Below are 18,177 nucleotides of genomic sequence, written 5' to 3'. Positions count from 1 at the left end.
TCACCGGATCATGGGACTGACCCCCAATGTCCAGTGAACAGCTTTTTTCCTTATATTGCCCAGCCGCCTTTGCGGAATATGGGTACAGTGGAACCATCATGCAGGATGCCGTCGATATCCATCTGATCCGAGCCAATCATGAAGTCAACATGCGCTATACTGTGGTTGACGCCATGCTGCTCCAGCTCCTCAGGCGGCATTGATGCGCCCCCTTCGATATTGAACGCATACCCGCTGCCGATAGCCAGATGATTGGAGGCGTTCTCGTCGAACAAGGTATTCAGGAACAGCACGCCGGACAGGGAGATTGGCGATTCATGCGGCACCAAAGCCACTTCCCCCAAATAATGGGAGCCCTCATCCGTATCCACCAGCTGCTGCAGAATATCCTGTCCTTCCTCTGCCTCCACCTTGACAATCCGGCCGCTCTCGAAGGTCAGCTTGAACTTGTCGATGATATTGCCGCCGTAGCTGAGCGGTTTGGTGCTTGATACAATGCCGTTCACACCGTTCCTCTGCGGTACGGTGAATACTTCCTCCGTCGGCATATTGGCCATGAACAGGACACCATTCTGGCTCGTACTGCCTGCGCCCACCCAAGTATGTTTCTCGTTGAGCTCGATAGTCAAATCCGTTCCAGGCGCTTTGTAGTGAAGCTTATATATCTTCTTGTCGTTAAGCAGCGACACTTTCTTATGTAAGGCTGCATTATGCTCCTCCCAGGCTCTGACAGGATCTTCTGCATGAAGACGAACTGACTCGAAAATAGCCGCCCACAGCTTATCGATCGCTTCCTGCCCGGATAATGCCGGGAATACCTTCTGCGCCCAATCCCTGGTGGAAGCCGCAGCAACGGTCCAACTGACCTTATTGGATTGGATTGCTCTGCGGAATTCCTTCAACCCCTGACCGGAGGCCTTCTGGAAATTGCCGATCCGCTGTGGATCGATTCCTTTCAGCAGATCCGGGTTGGGAGAGACAATGGAAATAAAGGCTGCGCCGTTATCCACAAAAGCTTGCCGTTTGGCTGTTTCCCATTCCGGAAACCGTGTGAACACCCCGTCAGCCGCCTTCTCATATTTCAAGCGGGCTAATGCCTCGTCCGTCCAATCCACATGGACATTGCTTGCTCCAACCTCATAGGCCTTGCCTGCCACAAGGCGGATAAATGAGGCGATTTCGATTGTCGCTCCATTAATAAACACCTCTTGCCCCGGTTGGACATTGACGCCAACCTTCACAATCAGCTCTGCATAAATTTCCAACAGCTGTTCGAAATTTTTCAAGGACATCTACCTCCTGCACAATAATCTGGAACTAATTCATTATACCCGCAGCGGATATGCTAAACAATTGCCGCCCTTACAAACTTCTTTCCCATGCTTTCATAAGGCTTAGCCGGGCGGGTAGTGAAGCTAACGAAATGGTCATGATATCTCCTTTAATTCGTCAGCTGTTCCAGCCTTTGTCCGATCCGTGGAAAAACCCGAAAGGCGTTATGATAGAACACTTCTTCATGAAACTTCTCGGGAATCAGCTGTCTGACGAAATTGATATACACCCCGATGGGAGCGAGCGGCCAGTCGGTTCCAAACAGCATCTTCTCATAATTGTCCGCATAGACGAGCGCTCTTCTGAAGTGATCCATGAACAGCGGCTCATTCTCGAACCGGTCGAACTTGAGCTGGTCTCCTACAATCAGCCCGGACAAATCGGCGTAAACATTCGGATTTTTGGAAACGACCTCCGCAGCATCCATAACCCAGGGATCGCCCAGATGGCAGATCATGAAGCGCACCCCTCTTTGCTGATAAGCCAGCTCGTCGACGGTGAGCGGGTGGGAATATTTCAGCAAGCCGTTCATGGAATACGTATCGCCGGTATGAATCACCACGGGAACATCGTAGTGCTTGGCCAGCTCATAGATCGGACCATAGGTTTTGTCCGTTACATAATAATGATAGTAACCGGCGTAAAGCTTGATTCCCGCCACATCGGAGGATGCAAGCCGCTTCTCGATCCTGTCGAGCTCCTTCTTCTTCTCCGGAGAATCAAGCCTGACCGGATTGATCCCGACGCATTCCATCAGAAAAGGAGGGACGGATTCGGCCAGATCCAGCCCCATTGGATTGGAGGCAAGAGAATCCGGGAAAGCCCCGGCCGTTTTCTCCTGCACGCCCATCCCGATGCCCAGGACAACATCGCTGCGGTCAAACTCCGCTTTAAGCCCGGCTGCGGAATAATCGACACCCGACAGCTCGCGCGCCGTACGGTGAAAGCTGTCGATGTCCGACAAATGAATGTGAATATCGATGATTGGCATAGCTACCCTCCATTACGTTTAAATAGCCGGTGATAACCTGGCTGCGCATGCTCCGCCAGTTCATTACCCGCCAAAGGTGATTTCGGCTAATGCCCGCATATCCGTGTACGATAGCGGGGTGCCGGAGAACGTGTAAAATACGGGAGCCGCCCATACCGTGCTCCCGGCCGGCATCAGGCTGCTCTGAGAAACTCCGTGATGGATAACGAGATTATTGGTATACATCCACGCTTTTGACCCCGGATACCGGTTCAGTGCATGCAAAGCGGCGGAGCGGTTATCGCTGCCAAGACGGATAACGCCATCCGATTCGATTTCCGCTCCTGCTTTGCCGCATCTGTAACGGGTCCCGTTGTCCTTCTCCATCCATCCCTGCTCCAACGATTCGCCGGGGAGGAGAAAGCTGTTGATCGTGCTTTGGAAGCTATTGTAGGCCATTTCCGTTCTATTGGTCAATCGGGTAACGCAGCAGAGCACAGGAGCTCCCGGCAGCAGCAGCGCAAATAATGTAAGCTCCAACCCGCGGTACCGCTCATGCTTCTCGATATGTGTGTGAAGCTCTATTCCGCTCCACTCATTCCCCCGGTTGTCGGTCAATGAAGCAAATGCGGCGCTTCGCCGTTCATCCTGCTGGCTTAGCGGTGATATACCCTGAACGGAAGCGGAAATGCCGCCATGCCATGGATTCCACCAGGAACGCGGTCCTGCTTCGGGATATGAACTATCCAGCCATTCTTCTCCGTTATGCCTGAGCGAGTGAAGACCTGCGCCAAATGCCGGAGATGCTTCGATGGTCAATGTGCCGTTCGAACAGCGGTAGGTCTGGCCGTCTTCGCCTTGGCGAATTTCCTGTTGAACGGGCGCAAGGCCGACGGGAATCAGTACGGTTCCGCGTTCGATGCTCAGCTCCTCGGTCTCGAAGCGCATCCGGACCGGCTCGATTGAGCCAGGGACGAAAGACTTGAGCGCGAATACTGCCGAATGAAGAGCGTCATCACGGTTGAACGTTTTATGAAAAACCTCCGGCGCGGTCTCAGGCAGGGACAACGTCATCTCGCCGGCAAGCGGCTGGTTCCGGTGCTGCTTGATATTCACGTCCGCATCCTGCACGATGAAAGGATTTCCCCCTTTTACGCTCAATTCAAAATGATCCTGCAGCAGAGGCTGAACCGGATCTCTCCGTTTGCGCGCGAAGGAACGGAAATCCCACCAATCCGGGAATGTGCCTATCGCCAGAAAAGTCGAGGCCGTGCGGACGGTTTCACCTGCTGCCAGCCCGCCGAGCTCATACTCGACACCAAAATACCATTCCATTTTCACCAATCTTGCCGAGGGCTCCCAGCAGAATCCGTGGGATAATTTCTCATTCCGGCTGAACAGCCAGTTTTCGCTTATCCGGTTAATATCCCAGTCGTCGTACTGCGCGGCAAAACGGTCCTTCAGATCGTAATAACGCCCGTCATAGGGAAGCACCAGACCATCCGAATGATGATAGAACCCGTCGATCAGGCATAAGCTCTCTCCGCCTGAATCCACGGAAACCGAAGCATTGCGCACTTCAAAGTAACGTTCCACAATTCCGCTGGCATTCAGACGGCTGAAGGCCGTAAAAGCCATACCCGGAAAATCCTCTGACCGGTAATCCGCTTCCAGCACCATCGCATCTCCCTGCGGATAAATCCTGACCTCTTCCGCTTTCTTCTTGCTGAATTCCGGGGAGTAGGGCTTCCCGATTCTGGGGAAGGTCCAGCTGGTATGATGGCTTCTCTGAAAATGGGAGGTCCAAAGCTCATTGTTGTTCTTGTTCAGTCCCATTGTATACGGTCCGTTCACGGCGACCCAATGGTCCACGATATCTCCCCCGTAACGGCCGGTGTTTCCTTTGAAAATACCCCAGATACGGGCGGTGAATGAAACGGGCTCCGAGCCTTCGGCGATCGCTTTGATCACCAGATTCTCGGAGAAAATACCGAAATCCTTTAACAGGTAAGGAACCGTTACCGCGGTCTTGCCTTTGGCCGGAATACGGATCGAGATACGGGGATTCTCAAACTGTATAAATTCGGATGGCGGAAATTCAAGCTCAAATACCGCCTGTTCCTTGAAATTGTTCTCAAAGGTAAGGAAGGCTTCCTCCCCGGCACCAATGTACTGCTCCTGGTTTTTCACGTCCAGCTTCACTCTTGCCGGAAACTTGGGTGCGATCCCCGTCCGAAGCTCCGCATGCCTCCCATTAATCGTCCAATCCGATACAACCGCAGGATGCGTTCGCCAGTCGCTTTGGTCTTCCTGGATCGGAAGGAGTTCGAACTCGCCCTCTATGACAACAGTATCCGCAACCTTGACGGTTTGCTCCAACGCGAATTGAACCGTCTTGTCATTGCGTCCGCGAATCGTACACTCCAGAGGCTCACCCGTCTTGTTCCGAATCCGGTAACGAACGGGATAACGGCTGCCAAACACCAGATCGTGATCGTCAATTTCCGTATGTATCGCATATTCGCCGGTTTCAATCAGGCTTATTCCCCTGCCTGTTTTCTCGAACTCCACACGCAGTGATGTCCCGTCCTTCTCCCAGGCGTATTCAAAGAAATCAAAGCCGTTCTCTGAACGCCCGTCAGGGCGAATCTCCAGCTTGCGTTTGCTGTCGGCATACCAGTCGAGCCGCTCCAGAGAGGGCCGGAGAGCATCCGTCATCAAGACAGCCGGAATAAAATTCATCAGATGGACCGAATCTTCCTTCTTCTCCCAGAAGAACCCGGTTTTCTTGTACATGGGGACCGCTTTCGTATTTCCTGCCCAAGTAAACAAATCCAGCCTGGGCCAGCCCATCTCCACGGTGGTTTCAACGGCTTTGAGAATGAGATCCCTGCCAACCTTTCTTCCGTGATAATCTGGCCTTACATTCAGCAGCGGCACATACAGAGCGCCTTCGTCATGCTGGTATTGGGAAAAGCTGCAGAAGCCCACCACTTCTTCTCCGTCTACAGCCAGAAACACCTTCAGGTTGCCGGCATTCTGAAGCTCCCGCTTGACTCCGTCCGAGCTGCGGATACGGCTGCCCCCTCCCCAGCTTACCTGGCTGCGGTTCCACATGTCGGCAACAGCCTGCGCATATTGCGGGGTATATTCTATAATCTGGATATGTTCTTGTGAATGACTCAAGCTTATTCTCACCTCTTGTCCGTGTAATGGCTGACAACTGACTGAATTATTCCTAAATTGTAAGGGATATTCAGAGTTCGGTAAAGTGCCACCCCGCCTATATATTCCATCATTCCCCGTTCCACGATTATTAGGCTGTCCATCGACAACTGCATCATTGAAAAATGGCAGCCGCTCCAATTCCAAGCCTGCTGCCATTTTTGATTGATGCCCGATTGCGATTATTCCTTATCCCAACTTGTCCAGAATATTCAGCAGCTTCGATACTCCTGCCTGCTCATACGTCTTAATGGTCTGCAGCAGTTCGATGGATTGCCGGGCATTCTCAGGACTATTCGGATCTCCGCCTTCCGGGAACGGGAACATTTGATGCAGTGCCCCGTAATGACCGGAAATCACTTCATACAATTCCGCCGTTTCCCCAAGCAGTCCCCGTATCTGCTGATCCGCTTCATCCTGCTGAGGCCATCCCGACAAGACTTCCTTCACAAATTCCAGCGCGTTTCTGCGGCCGTCGTTGATGACAGCGATGTTATAGGCATTCCCGTTCGGTTCCACATTACCTTCCCGGAATGCTTCGCACCATACATCGTAGGCCTTCAATCCTTTGACGGAATCAGAAGGCGTATTCGTTTCTCTTCCCTCATAATGGTCCACGATCATGCGCAGGGCGTTCCTGACCTGATCGCGCCAGCCCGTTTCAATTGGCGTGTCAAGCGCCAATACGAATATTTCTTCGAGCACGCTCCTGCCCAGATTCTCGTATGGGAGCGTATCCCGTCTGCCGCATTCTTCCGCCAGCAGCAGCCGCTGTTCATCATCATAGCCGTAGAGAATCCCGAACTCGGGGAAGAAAATATCCCAGGCCAGGACAGGGTAGCCCCGGTCCAGCGAATGATGAATCAGATCGAGCGCCTCCGGCAGCGCATGATGAATCTCTCTTTTGCCCATCGCTTCTTTCGCAAGCAGAGAAGGATCGATCAAATTGGTGTTGAGGCCGATTGAAGCTGACAGACCATCGACAAACCTGGCGTGAAATCCCGCGTTTCGCAGCCCCTTTGTCATGCTGTCGCCAAAGTTGTATGCCGTCGGGCCGGCGATATGAACGGTCTTCGGTATAATGTTGATGCGAAAAGCCTGGCCAGTCAGCCCTGCGACCATCGGGTAGGATAAACGTTTATCCGTGTATTTCAGCATCGTGTAAAGGGCATCCACTGCCGTATTCCAGGTTCTAACCTCGGAGATCGTCTCCGAATCCGGTAAAATGACTTTCTTCATGCTTCCCATATCCTTCCTCGTCTTGATATAGGAGTCAACGGTCACACGGATTTTCTCCTGAATAACCTTTCTGCGGGAGCGCGAAATAATCTGGTAGACATTGGCCGTTGAAAGCTCAAATAATTTCGCAATCTCCCGGGGAGACAGCTGATCGAAAAAATGGGACTCGAAAACGAGCCTTTCCCGCGGCTTAAGGCATTCGATGATCCCTGTCAGCACATGAAGCGTTTCCTGCCGCAGCAGTTGTTCTTCCGGGACATCTTCACGGGCAGAACGCTCTTCTGCCGACCGGCTCAGGCGATGAAGAATCGCATCCAGATTGTTCCATTCACCGTGTACGGCCTTCTCCGCCCCAGCGGGCTGCAGCGCAGAGAACGTTCTCTCTCTGGCAGCTGGACTGCTTTTCATCCGGGTAAAGGCCTGGTTCCGAACGATCCGGTGCACCCACGGCAGGAAGCGTTCCATATCAACCAGCTTCCCAAGATGCATAAACGCTCTTACAAGAGCGTCCTGCACAATATCCTCCGCCAGAAAGGATTCCTGCGTAATGGCTCTGGCGTAGCCATACATCTTGGACCGGTGCCGCTTGACCAGCTCTCCGAAGGCTTCCCGCTCGCCCGCTTGGGCGTGCCGCACCAGCTCCACATCTTCCAGCAGTTCCCAGTTCATGATCTCGCCGCTCCAGTTATCCAAGGGCAGCTCCCCTCGCAGTGATGATTGTTGACTCCCTCTATTGACTTACAAGGAACAGGATTTCTGACAGTTTCATAAAAATCCCATAAAAAAATTCCGGCTGCGCATGCAGAAGCGGTTTGTCATCGGACTTTTAAGTTGATTATAGCAAAAGAAACCGTTATCGATAGAGCCGCTGCCAATATCCTTACGGCTTGGTATGGATATCACGTCGCCGGTGTTTCGGCCTCCACCGCCGCGGTGCCGGATCCTTGTTCAGGCTGTTCCTTCACCTTGGCCTGCTCCTCGGCCATCGCCTGCTGACCTTTGACCTGAGCCGATGCAAGCGCTTCAGCAAGTGGTTTCTTGCCGTCGAACGCGGCCTTGAGCTCTTCCTGGGCGATGCCGGTAAACTTCGCGAAGAAGTTTTGCGGCAGCTTGTCGAAGTCTTTATAGATGGATGATTTTACCGGCTTCAGACTGTAGAAGGCTTTAAAATTATGGTTTTCCTCATCTTTCAAGTAATTGGTGCGGACGGAGAAGGTGCCGTCTTGAAGCTTCGATGTGACTCTCGCATAATCATCGCTTGTAATATAGCGAATGAATTCTTTGGCCGCTTCCTGGTTCACAGACTTGGCATTGATTGCAAAAATTTGGCCAAGCGACATATTTGAACTGGTGTCCGGACTTTGCGGATCGACAGGAGCCGTGACAATATCCCAATTCTGGATAGCCTTGTCCTTCGCATTCTTCTGCGCTTCCTTGATCTGGGTCATGATATAGGCACTTTCGAACTTCATCGCCAGCTTCCCGGAGATGAACGGATCGCGCAGAAGATAATCCTCATAGGAAGTTTGAGTTGAGCCCGACGACATCCCGTTTGGATCTTCGGTATATAATGCGCCGGACTTCAGCCCCTTCATCGCGACTTCAAATACATTCTTCCAAGCCGGTGTATCAATGGTAACCTGTTTGCTCGTCGCGTTGAACATGCTCAGATTCTGTGAGCTGCCAATCAGACTGCCTAACTGATAAAGCTCGCTATTGTAGCCCAGGCTTAATCCATAGACCCGTTTGTCCTTCGCGCCATCTGTCGGAAACCGCTGCGCCAGCTCAAACAGCTGGTCCCAGCTCATCTTGTCTTCCGGCAGCGGTATACCGTATTTGGTGAATAAATCCTTGTTGTAGAAAATAGCCTGGCTGTAGAAGTTCGGGGAGAGGCCATATATTTTTCCTCCGCCAAGCTCTCTCATATAATCGAGCAGGCCGGGGATCAGCGTCTCTTTGTCGTAATCCTTTTCTTCCGTCATCGTATCCAGCTCCAGCAGGCTGCCGTCCTCCGCGTAACGGGTCAGCTGATCCGCTGACAGCATGATGATATCCGGCTGCTCTTCTTTAATAAAGGTATCGAATTGGGCTTCCATATCCATCTCAGGATCATAGGGACCTGTTTGTTGATTGGTAACGACCGTGATGTCCACATCCGGATGAAGAGCTGAATAAACCATCCCCAACTGGCTGTAAAAAGATCTTTCATCATAATACATAATTTTCAGCGTCGACTTTTCATTGCTTGGCTTCGAACCCCCATCAAACATGCTGCAGCCTGACAGTATGATCGATATACCTAAGGCACCAATCACACCAATACGCTTTAACCCTTTCAATTCATCCTCTCCTTTTCCATTTTCTTATTAAATCTTCCAAATTCCTATTATTGTAACATATTACCGCCTATCAAATTCCAAATTTTCCTTAAACTCTTAAGCCACTATTTCCAGATTCCGAGAATAAACCACATTGACATATGTAATTAAATTGGTTACAGTTAAGTCGTAAGTAGCCCATTATGACGAAAGAAGGGATACTAATGAAAATCGGAATTATTGGTACAGGCAATATCGGAGGAAACCTTACCCGCCGCCTCACGAAGCTGGGACATGATGTGCACATCGCGAATTCCCGCGGTCCTGAGACGCTGTCCGACCTGGCTGCCGAAACCGGAGCCAAGCCCGGATATGCGGCAGATGTCGCACAAGGAGCAGACGTTGTGATCGTGACCATACCCCAAAAGAATATCCCCTTGCTGCCTGCCGGTGTCCTTGACGGAGCAAGCAGTCATGCAGCCATCATTGATACCGGAAACTATTACCCGCAGCAGCGCGATGGTCTGATTGGGCCCATTGAGGCCGGCTTGCCCGAAAGCCGCTGGGTGGAACAGCATCTGGGACGGCCAGTCATCAAGGTATTCAACGGCATTTATTCCCAGCACATTCTGGACCGCGGTCTGCCGGCAGGATCGCCGGGACGCATCGCCCTGCCGGTTGCAGGCGATGATCAAGCCGCAAAAGCTGTCGTGATGCAGCTTGTCGAAGAGCTTGGATTTGATGCCGTCGATGCGGGCGGTCTCGACGAGTCCTGGCGGCAGCAGCCCGGGACTCCTTCCTACGGCGCGGATGCCGGCCGTGACGATCTTCGCCGCAAACTGGAAGAAGCGAGCCCGGAGAGGCCCGCGAACTTCCGCGCTTAAGATATATGCTTAAACAGGCCAACCGCCGATTTCCTGGTTGGCCTGTTTTATTTCAAACTTATACCATGTATAACATAAAGCGTCACAGGGCGTCATGGCTGTGATCAGCAACATATTTTTTCACATATATAACTGGCATCAACACAATTATACAGCAGCAAGAGACCATTTTGGCCTCCTGCTGCTTGAACTCCTCTATTTATCCGCTTTAGGAGAGTAGACATTCATATGATCTATATGGGCTATGCTCCCTTTTGCGACACTTTTGGGGCCAACGAATTTCAACTGGAAGCTGCCGGCATTATACATATAAATTTTGTCTTCGCCGCTGAACCGCACCTCTTTGGGCATGCCCAGCGCAGAAATGATGGAGGTAAAGGTCAATGATTTGATTCCGGTAGTCGGGTCGATATTTTGTCCGAACGTGCGGAGATCAAACACGACACCGCCTTTTCCCACCCCGACCGCAAACGAGCCTGTGCCCATTCCGAAATTGTAAAACTCATATTTGTTGGAAGGCCCCAAAGTGGGATCGCCCCATTTTTTGTGAACATCCTTGATTAATGTTTTTCCGGATACAAAATCGGAGCCTGGTATTTTGCCCTGCTTGGCAAGAGCATACAAGCTTTTCACATAGGCGCTGGAGCTATTTTTGACCGTTGATGAAGAAATCGATTGCGTGCTGGCAGCCTTCGCATTTGCAATTTGTGCTGCAGCCGTAATCGAGCTTACGGAGATGATCGCAGCCAAGCTCAGCTTGGTCCATTTTTGCAGCGTTGTTTTTTTTATGTTGTACATGATGAACACCTCGATGAGTAGAATTTGTTTTTCTACTGCAATCATAATGGAGTTTTATTCTTAAAGAGTTACAGAAAAGTAACATTGTCATTGCCGGTATTAAGCAGTTATTCCCTTAATAAAAGTAATATTTTCCATAATATAATATTTTAGAAATAATCAGGATCTGCTGAATATTAATCAAATCTTCTACACAAGGAGTCTATCCAAACCAATCGCACTAATCAAAAGACGCTCCTTCTTCGCGCCCAATAGCTGTTGGGTCCAGTCCACAAAACCTCCGTCACCGATATTGAGCTCTCTCCCCTGAATCGTAGTCTTGATTGTAAACTGAAAACCTTTGTAATACTGATTATCCATCTTTGGTTCCGATACGGTTATATTTAATTTAACGTATTGCTCCTGGGCGAACTGCACAACTCTTGTCAATAGTCCCTCCGTGTCCGGGTAGCCGGCACGACCGCTGAGAATGATTTCGATTTCAGAACCAAACAAGGATTGAAACAGGTCTCTGTAAACCATGATTTGCTCCCAAAATGACTGCTTCTCAAAACCATAGGAGCCTTTATCCTCGCCTGCTGTGACCATACAAAACAGATGGAAATGCGGCAGCATCCCGGGGATATTTCCAAAATATTGCGCTCTCACATGCCTGTGCGTCGTACATAACCGGATATAATCATCGCGGTTATTCACGGATTGTGTTTTGATCATGTCACTAATATAGAGTGCCAGAAGATTGGTCGCATCCGACACCACTTCCGTTCCTCTTAGAGCGGAAATGATTTTATTCTGGTCGACGGCCGCGACCACCGAAGAGCTCCCAAGCGGCGCTACGGGCGATAATTGAACCGCTGAAACGGTATGCCTTGCCGCCATTTTCAATATATCCAGTTCAAGCTGCTTCAACAAAATCGCATCGGCATTTGCCGGTTGGACAAAACGGTTCTCGCCGTATCTTTTGAGCAGGTCGCCTGCAGAGGACATTTCCGCTTTTTCCTGGAACACTTTAAGAAGAAGCGTGTTCAACTCGCTTCCCGACAAGCGCCCGGACAGTGATTCTACGATATCCTGCGTACCCAGCTTGCGTAAGATCCTCGTGAGGTCAGGCTGTTTCGATGGTCCCATACGACGCAACTCCCTCCATTTGACAAAGAAGCCCTTAACCGTTAAACAGAAAAGGGCGCCTTAATCTTAGTTGCACAGCTGTTATTTAACCCAGACAGCTTCATAAACAGATTTCTTGTTCCCGGCTGTTTTTGAGCTTTCATATGGATTAAATAAACATTAACATACTGGCACAAATGGAGAAATAGAAATTTTAACGCATCGGCCCGTTAATGCGGTCCAGAATATAATGCTGGCCCCCCTTGCGTGTAGAGAGTCAGGAAGTAGCAAACAATCGGGATTTCTAGCTTGCCTTCATTCCAACCCGCCGAATGCTCACCTTGCAGTCCACATCAACGGTCAAGGTCTTGAAGACCTCAATCCATTTCTCATCCGTTTGAATGCTGCGGTTCCAGTAATCCGGCATTTTCGCCCGAAACTGTTCGCCAAATCCGAGTATGTCCGATCCTGCGAGCTGCAATTTTTTAATTAATCTCGTGGTTCCTTCATCTGTCATGGAGGCAGATATTTGGGACAGCTCCTTCAGATCCTTCTGTTTTCTGATTTTGGAGTTCTCGTTTGGATTCTCATCGATGTTTTCCTCCAGCAGCACCTGCACCTGCACCTGCGGCTTCCCATTTTTCAACGAGATTTTTGTTGTTGTTTTTCGATGGGTGGCGCTGATCATCACCATCTCGCGGCTCCCCGGGTATCTTGGAATAAAGGCTGTATATCCTCCCCGCTGCCTGCCGGTTAAAGCCATATAAAACCCGATTTCGAGGGAATTGGTGTTTCCAACCATTTTATCACCGCTAAAATAGGCAAGTCCCGTTACTTCAATGCTTCCTTCTTCTTTATTCAGTTTGAACAGCGGCAGAATCGGGTCTATCCCTTTGCTCGTTCTCTTGCTCCAGAAAACCCCGATAAATTCATTCGGATATTCCCCTCTCTCGACAGCTTGTTCAAACATGCCCAGCAAATAAAGCGCAGGAACCCTTTCCAGCTGTGGAGCCGCTCGAAGCACCTTCTCCGCCCTGCCTTTGGCCACGCCGAGCCATGCGAGCCTTCGCACCTCCGGGTTCCGTCTTAAATAATCGTTCAAATTCTGAAGTCCTGTACGGGCGACCTTCTCGGAGACCATGATGACACGAAGATGCCCAAGAAACAGCTTATCCGCCAGCTGCTGCTGCAGCACGCTCATGGCGTCATCCAAGGTATGTCCGCTTGCCGATACAACCCAGACCGGCGATGTACCGCCTCCCCCTCCCTCATTGGCGGGACCCAGAGGAATACGCCCCGGCACGGCAATTTGCGCGGTAATCTGAAAATCTGGCCCCTGCGGTTCCGGAAAGGACTTCTCCACATGCGTGACCTCCATTTGCTCTCCACCCCTGTTTGGGATTGCAACATCAACAGCAATAGCCAGAACAACAGCCCTTTCTTCGATTTCCAGGCGGTCCCAGCAACCTGTCAGCAACGGGCAGAAGATGCATGCAAGCAGAATAGAGCTGCAGGTTCTTTTAATAAGCTGCGCCGACACTTTCTACACCATTGCAGAGCATAATATCAAACTTGGTATTGAGGTCATAATCATATCAACACACTCCGTTTTTTTATCATGACAATATTAATAATGCATATTCTTCCCATTGATTCCTGTTGTTATGTGAGAGCTCATGGCGCCCGTCGTTTGTTCGCAAAAAAAAAGCACCGGCAAGGGTGCTTCAGAGTGCTTCTTGGCAATTTTTTTTATTTTTTTATGCTGAGACGAAAGGTTGTATTATTAACGGTTTCGTCTCGGCTTGCGATATACCTGTTGAGAAGCTTCTGGGCCTGAATCGTGGACGTAGGTGACTGAAATCCGGTCTCTCGCAGATTTCTCACAAATTCACCTTCAAAATCTTTCCTGGCAATGCTTGTGTTGTTGAGAAAGGTATAAGAAATGACATCGTTAGCGGGCTTAAAATGCGAATTCGTATTTTCCCGGGAATTGAAGCTATAAAATTCAATCTCATTGTCACTGTTCAGACCGCCAAGCGCAAACATAACCGTCAGGTGTTCAGGTATGAGCTTCTTTACAGCGGATATTAAGATGGTCTGAACAATGTCAAAGCTTATTCCTTCTTCAATGGCGTTTTTAAGATTTAACGCGATTGGTTCACACGATTCTCTATTGCCCACATAAGCAATAAAAGCCTTCGAATCGTTGGCTTTTATGAACTTTTGGAAATCTTCCTGAATGATTTCTCCTGACACGATGTCCTTTACTCTTCCATCACTCATTACGGTAACAAAGCCTGTGGTCGCAACAATTGAAACAAAACTCATATCATGTCCCCCTTTACATACATTGTTCAACAAAAGAAGATAAATTTCCTCTTTTCGTGACGAATTATGTCACAACTCAATATATTCCCCTACGCTCGATTGAAGCAAGCCGATCAGCTCATCGTTCATATACTCGTACTCATCCGGTATATGCAGGCAGATCAGCTTTTTACCGGCAAGGGCACCGCTGAATTTTTCCTGCAGTCTGCGGACATGCTTCTTCTCCATCGCGAACAGGATGTCCGCCCAGCCGACATGCCCTTCCGTTATCCTGATCCGGGCATTCTCTTCCGTACCTGCCGAGCGTACAACGTGGCCGCCTTTACCCTGGAAAACCGTCTCGGCCGTCAGGCTCCTCCATCTATTTCGGCTGCATACAAATAATAAATTGATGTGGTCTTCACTCCTGCCCGTTCATTTTAATTTGCCTTACCGAAAAAAGCCATATTCCCCTGCAATCCGACCGATAATCCGGGCCATGCTCGCAGTCATCCATTCATCCGTTTCATGGAAAAGCACATAACGGTAACCATCAACCTCGGGGAGCAGTTTTCGGCTTCTATAGTGTTCAAAATATGATGTGCACACCATATCCTTAACATCAGGCAGGTCGTCCGTTATCCACATATACAGATGCAGATTCTTGTTTCTCAAATATTCATAAACGCCCAGGTCCCTCAGTTTGCCAGGTTCGAGGATTATTCCGGTTTCCTCCAGCGTTTCCCTGCAGCATACGTCAATCGGCTGCTCATCTGCTTCCTGCAGCCCTTTGGGCAGATCGTAGAAGGCATTGCCTGTTGAATGGCATGCCAGAAATGAATGTCCATCCGTTATTAGAATACCGACCGAGGTTACTTTCACAGCCATTCTCCCCTTCGTGCCTGCAAAATTCTTTCCTCATTGATCATAACATTTTTCAACTGCAAGAAGAGGCTGCCGCATCCCCCTGGCGGTACGACAAAGTATGGAGGGATTAAACCTTTCTTAACGTTCAAGAAAAAAACCTTTGCCAACAACCGGTTTACCCGGCTGATGCAAAGGCTCCTCGTATTATCAAGCTAAGCTTCATTCCACAGCTGCATAGCAATTTCCTTGAGCAGCAGCGCCTGCTGCCAGCGGTCCGATAGTTCCCGGCTGTCACTATCTGTAATTGCGTATCCCGGAGGGCCAAGCTCGGTTACAAATGGCAGCACATCACCAGGCATCGCCTTGCTTTTCCAATAGGACATTCCGCTTGACCACCAGCGCTTGAAATGAGGCAGCATGGGATGCTCGCCCCGTTCTCCGATATCCGCCTGAATCTGCTGTCCGTTCGATACTCTCGCATGGATGGAGGAGGTTCGCTGCAGCAGCTGATCGAACAGCGGCTCAGCCTGCTGCTGCACATCAATCATCTCTCCGGCGGCCACATAATGGGACAGATCAATCGTCAGGCGAAGCTGCTCGACCTCGCGCACATAGCCGGCGGTCCGGATCAGATCCTGCGTCAGCTTGCCCCGATGCGTCTCCACGTAATAGGGAATCTGCACGGCAGCCGCTTCCTCGCACAACCCCTCAAGCAGCGATACAGCCTCGCTTCCGGTGACGAAGGCGTCCGCCACCTGGGAATTGACATAGCTGACGCCAAATGCCTCGGCCTCCTTGAGGAACAGACGAAGCTCCTCCCGGCTGCCAGGAAAAGATTGTACGCCAAAGCTGAACTGGTACTGATCCAGCAGGCTGCGCCAGCGCCGGGCTTCCGAGGGCTCCGGAAGACGTCCGAGGATGCCGGTAAATCCGGCCTTCGCGATATGCTCGAACTTCTGCTCGGCGCTCCATTCCTTACCGCCTTCCCCATAGCCGTGCATGGCCCACCAGGACTGCTGGATATCGAGCCTCGGAGCTTGCTCCTGATCAGTCCGACTGTCTTCGCTACGCGGCATATTCCATTCTGTCAATTTCACGCCCTCCTCCCTAATCTTGGCCTCATCAGCCCCCATTGCTGAAGCCTGTATCTCCTATTCAATAGAATAGATATGCGGATTCTGACGGCGGCACTGCTCCATAACTTCCATCTGCGCTCTGACCTGAAGCGGCGTTATCTCAAGCTCCGCCCCTTCCGTCAGCGTCCTGTACAGCATCAGGTATACCTGCTCCGTCATATGATCAAAGGCTGACTTGCCGTCCTCAATTTTCAGGTCCCATGAATCATGATGCCAAATCAGCTGCTCACTGCAGTACGCAGGCTTGCCGTTCGCATCAAGCAGCGGTCCTCTGATCAACTGCTGGGGCGGCGCCTCCGCGGTTTTGTAATATTTCCATTCCAGACGATGGTTATTGCCATGAAGGCCGCCATGCGTTCCCTGTATGACGAAGGGTTCGCCGGGAAATGCGCTGCAGGAGGAAATCTCGATATCTATGGAGGGATGCCCGGCACCATGCAGCAGCAGCTTGACATAATCCTCGGCATCTCCGAAGGTATTGGCGCGATCCATGATACAGGTGACATTCGGCATCGTGCCGCTGCCGAACAGCTGAAGAGCCTGATCGAGCGGATGGGGACCCGTATTCATCAAATTCCCGCCGTTATTGCTCTGCAGAGTCTGCCAATCCCATCTGCGGGCAAAGCCGCTGCTCGTCAAATCAATCTGTACGATTCTGCCCAGCACGCCGGAAGCGATGATCCTGCGGATCTGTACGAAGGCCGGCTGATAACGCGAGTTCTGGAAGACAGCCAGCACTTTGCCGGAGCTTTGCGAAGCGGCAATCAGGCGGTCTACCTCTTCCGGCGTTTTCGCCAAAGGCTTTTCACACAAAACGTGCACGCCGCGGTTCAGCAGATCGAGCGAAATGCTGTAATGCTGATCGCTAGGCGAGGCATTGACAACAAGATCAAGCTCCTCATTCGCGACCATCTCTTCCCAGCTCCCGTAAGCGCGGCAGCTATATTCCTTCTCTGCCAGCTGCCGGCGATCCGGGAGCGCATCCGCAACGGCAGCGATCCGATAGAAATCCGGAATCTGCTGCAGCAAATTCCCGTGTATGTCCCGGCCGCTCCGGCCCTGCCCGATAATACCAACCTTTAATGGTCCCCGATTCATCATGGATTTCCCCTTTTCAGTGGTAGGATGTTATGCCAGGCCGCCAGGATGAGCCAGCCAGCTTTTGACTTCCTTATAATCATGCTCGAAACGCTCCTCAACCGGCAGCGGAGCGAAGCATTCCAGCGTTGCCCAGCCCTCGTAACCGGTTTCGGCGAGAGCCGCGAATAAAGGCTTGTGATCGACGGCCCCGTCGCCAAGCCTGCATTGGATAAACGCTTCTTCCCCGTGACGGGTCAAATTATTAAAGCTGCCTGCCGCTCCGGCTTCTGCGATCCGAAGTTCATCCTTCACATGCACATGAAGCAGTCGGCTGCCGAGCTGAAGTACGGATTCACGGCCGTAATCGGTGTCCGTGATGTACATGTTCCCGGCATCATGAATAAATCCGACATTGTCCTGCCGGATATACTGCAGCAGCCGCTTGCAATCATCCGTCGTCTCCAGAATCGACTGATTATGAATTTCAAGGGCGACGCGGATTCCATAGGCTTCGGCTTCTTCGGCGCACCGGTCAATAAAATAAGCGGCCTTCCGGTAATGGTAATCCTGAGCCAGGAACCCGTTGGGCCCTCCCTGCTGAACGCGGAAGAGTGAAGCTCCAAGCTCGGCCGCCATTGGCAGCATACGCTTGAAATTCTCGAATTCCCCGGTGCTTTCCTTGTCTCCAAGCTCGGAAAAACGCCCCATATATCCCCCGATCGCGGGAATTTCCAGCCCCAGCTCCCCGGCAAGCCTCTTGATTTCCTTGACCCGAAGAACACTGGTGGTTGGCGACAAATGCGGCTCGCGGCCGGCAATTTCCACGCCATCCACGCCAATCCGATGCGCGATTTGCAGTGCCTCATGAATGCTGTAGTCGATTAAAGCGCCGCTGAATATAGCAATTTTCATAA

Annotated in this window: 15 protein-coding genes; 1 reads left to right on the top strand and 14 read right to left on the bottom strand. The window is 51.0% G+C overall.

The window, feature by feature from the left end; all coding sequences use genetic code 11:
- Positions 1–50: 50 nt before the first annotated feature.
- The 5 genes from ACFOLF_RS31855 to ACFOLF_RS31835 all read right to left on the bottom strand — a co-directional run bounded on the left by ACFOLF_RS31855 (position 51) and on the right by ACFOLF_RS31835 (position 9,105).
- Positions 51–1,292, bottom strand: coding sequence for an aminopeptidase (locus ACFOLF_RS31855; protein WP_210039428.1), 1,242 nt, complete (start codon positions 1,290–1,292; stop codon positions 51–53).
- A 149-nt stretch (positions 1,293–1,441) separates the two neighbouring features.
- Complete coding sequence (locus ACFOLF_RS31850) at positions 1,442–2,323, bottom strand: amidohydrolase family protein (RefSeq protein ID WP_210039429.1); 882 nt, start codon at positions 2,321–2,323, stop codon at positions 1,442–1,444.
- Positions 2,324–2,386: 63 nt separating this feature from the next.
- Positions 2,387–5,488: a GNAT family N-acetyltransferase gene (locus tag ACFOLF_RS31845; RefSeq protein ID WP_210039430.1), complete on the bottom strand. Its 3,102-nt coding sequence runs from the start codon at positions 5,486–5,488 to the stop codon at positions 2,387–2,389.
- A gap of 228 nt (positions 5,489–5,716) precedes the next feature.
- Positions 5,717–7,435 (bottom strand): RNA polymerase sigma factor, encoded by a 1,719-nt coding sequence (locus ACFOLF_RS31840; protein WP_210039643.1) that lies wholly within the window; start codon positions 7,433–7,435, stop codon positions 5,717–5,719.
- A 230-nt stretch (positions 7,436–7,665) separates the two neighbouring features.
- Entirely contained in the window at positions 7,666–9,105 is a 1,440-nt protein-coding gene (locus ACFOLF_RS31835; RefSeq protein ID WP_210039431.1) for an ABC transporter substrate-binding protein, read from the bottom strand.
- A gap of 203 nt (positions 9,106–9,308) precedes the next feature.
- On the opposite strand from ACFOLF_RS31835, the gene ACFOLF_RS31830 reads away from it, so the two are divergent.
- On the top strand, positions 9,309–9,968 hold the full coding sequence (locus tag ACFOLF_RS31830) for an NADPH-dependent F420 reductase (RefSeq protein ID WP_210039432.1): 660 nt from the start codon (positions 9,309–9,311) through the stop codon (positions 9,966–9,968).
- 195 nt (positions 9,969–10,163) lie between these two features.
- Here ACFOLF_RS31830 and ACFOLF_RS31825 read toward each other — a convergent pair whose 3' ends face one another.
- The 9 genes from ACFOLF_RS31825 to ACFOLF_RS31785 form a co-directional block, all read right to left on the bottom strand.
- Positions 10,164–10,766 carry a YjgB family protein gene (locus ACFOLF_RS31825; protein WP_210039433.1) on the bottom strand — a complete coding sequence of 201 codons (603 nt, stop codon included), beginning with the start codon at positions 10,764–10,766 and terminating at the stop codon, positions 10,164–10,166.
- Positions 10,767–10,955: 189 nt separating this feature from the next.
- On the bottom strand, positions 10,956–11,894 hold the full coding sequence (locus tag ACFOLF_RS31820) for a hypothetical protein (protein ID WP_210039434.1): 939 nt from the start codon (positions 11,892–11,894) through the stop codon (positions 10,956–10,958).
- 283 nt (positions 11,895–12,177) lie between these two features.
- A complete protein-coding gene (locus ACFOLF_RS31815; RefSeq protein ID WP_379113103.1) occupies positions 12,178–13,413 on the bottom strand; it encodes a Ger(x)C family spore germination protein in 1,236 nt (411 codons plus the stop codon).
- Between the two features lie 209 nt (positions 13,414–13,622).
- Entirely contained in the window at positions 13,623–14,201 is a 579-nt protein-coding gene (locus tag ACFOLF_RS31810; RefSeq protein WP_210039436.1) for a hypothetical protein, read from the bottom strand.
- Between the two features lie 69 nt (positions 14,202–14,270).
- Positions 14,271–14,429 (bottom strand): hypothetical protein, encoded by a 159-nt coding sequence (locus tag ACFOLF_RS31805; protein ID WP_379113100.1) that lies wholly within the window; start codon positions 14,427–14,429, stop codon positions 14,271–14,273.
- A 201-nt stretch (positions 14,430–14,630) separates the two neighbouring features.
- A complete protein-coding gene (locus ACFOLF_RS31800) occupies positions 14,631–15,062 on the bottom strand; it encodes an NUDIX hydrolase (RefSeq protein ID WP_379113096.1) in 432 nt (143 codons plus the stop codon).
- Between the two features lie 197 nt (positions 15,063–15,259).
- Positions 15,260–16,138 carry a sugar phosphate isomerase/epimerase family protein gene (locus ACFOLF_RS31795; protein WP_379113093.1) on the bottom strand — a complete coding sequence of 293 codons (879 nt, stop codon included), beginning with the start codon at positions 16,136–16,138 and terminating at the stop codon, positions 15,260–15,262.
- 60 nt (positions 16,139–16,198) lie between these two features.
- Positions 16,199–17,284 carry a Gfo/Idh/MocA family protein gene (locus ACFOLF_RS31790; RefSeq protein WP_379113090.1) on the bottom strand — a complete coding sequence of 362 codons (1,086 nt, stop codon included), beginning with the start codon at positions 17,282–17,284 and terminating at the stop codon, positions 16,199–16,201.
- A gap of 27 nt (positions 17,285–17,311) precedes the next feature.
- The gene (locus tag ACFOLF_RS31785; RefSeq protein WP_210039438.1) at positions 17,312–18,175 is read right to left on the bottom strand and encodes a sugar phosphate isomerase/epimerase family protein; all 864 of its coding nucleotides are present in this window, start codon (positions 18,173–18,175) and stop codon (positions 17,312–17,314) included.
- Positions 18,176–18,177: the final 2 nt, after the last annotated feature.

Origin of the sequence: Paenibacillus sepulcri (assembly GCF_042647105.1) — a bacterium.
Lineage (GTDB): Bacteria > Bacillota > Bacilli > Paenibacillales > Paenibacillaceae > Paenibacillus_Z > Paenibacillus_Z sepulcri.
Note: the sequence above shows the minus strand (reverse complement) of the source record. Positions and strands in the feature narration are given on the sequence as shown.

Bases quoted from the DNA above. Each gene is read 5' to 3' on its own strand.
- ACFOLF_RS31790 (WP_379113090.1), bottom strand. From the start codon at position 17,284: ATGATGAATCGGGGACCATTAAAGGTTGGTATTATCGGGCAGGGCCGG.
- ACFOLF_RS31810 (WP_210039436.1), bottom strand. From the start codon at position 14,201: ATGAGTTTTGTTTCAATTGTTGCGACCACAGGCTTTGTTACCGTAATG.
- ACFOLF_RS31855 (WP_210039428.1), bottom strand. From the start codon at position 1,292: ATGTCCTTGAAAAATTTCGAACAGCTGTTGGAAATTTATGCAGAGCTG.
- ACFOLF_RS31820 (WP_210039434.1), bottom strand. From the start codon at position 11,894: ATGGGACCATCGAAACAGCCTGACCTCACGAGGATCTTACGCAAGCTG.
- ACFOLF_RS31785 (WP_210039438.1), bottom strand. From the start codon at position 18,175: ATGAAAATTGCTATATTCAGCGGCGCTTTAATCGACTACAGCATTCAT.
- ACFOLF_RS31830 (WP_210039432.1), top strand. From the start codon at position 9,309: ATGAAAATCGGAATTATTGGTACAGGCAATATCGGAGGAAACCTTACC.
- ACFOLF_RS31805 (WP_379113100.1), bottom strand. From the start codon at position 14,429: ATGGAGAAGAAGCATGTCCGCAGACTGCAGGAAAAATTCAGCGGTGCC.
- ACFOLF_RS31850 (WP_210039429.1), bottom strand. From the start codon at position 2,323: ATGCCAATCATCGATATTCACATTCATTTGTCGGACATCGACAGCTTT.
- ACFOLF_RS31825 (WP_210039433.1), bottom strand. From the start codon at position 10,766: ATGTACAACATAAAAAAAACAACGCTGCAAAAATGGACCAAGCTGAGC.
- ACFOLF_RS31840 (WP_210039643.1), bottom strand. From the start codon at position 7,435: ATGAACTGGGAACTGCTGGAAGATGTGGAGCTGGTGCGGCACGCCCAA.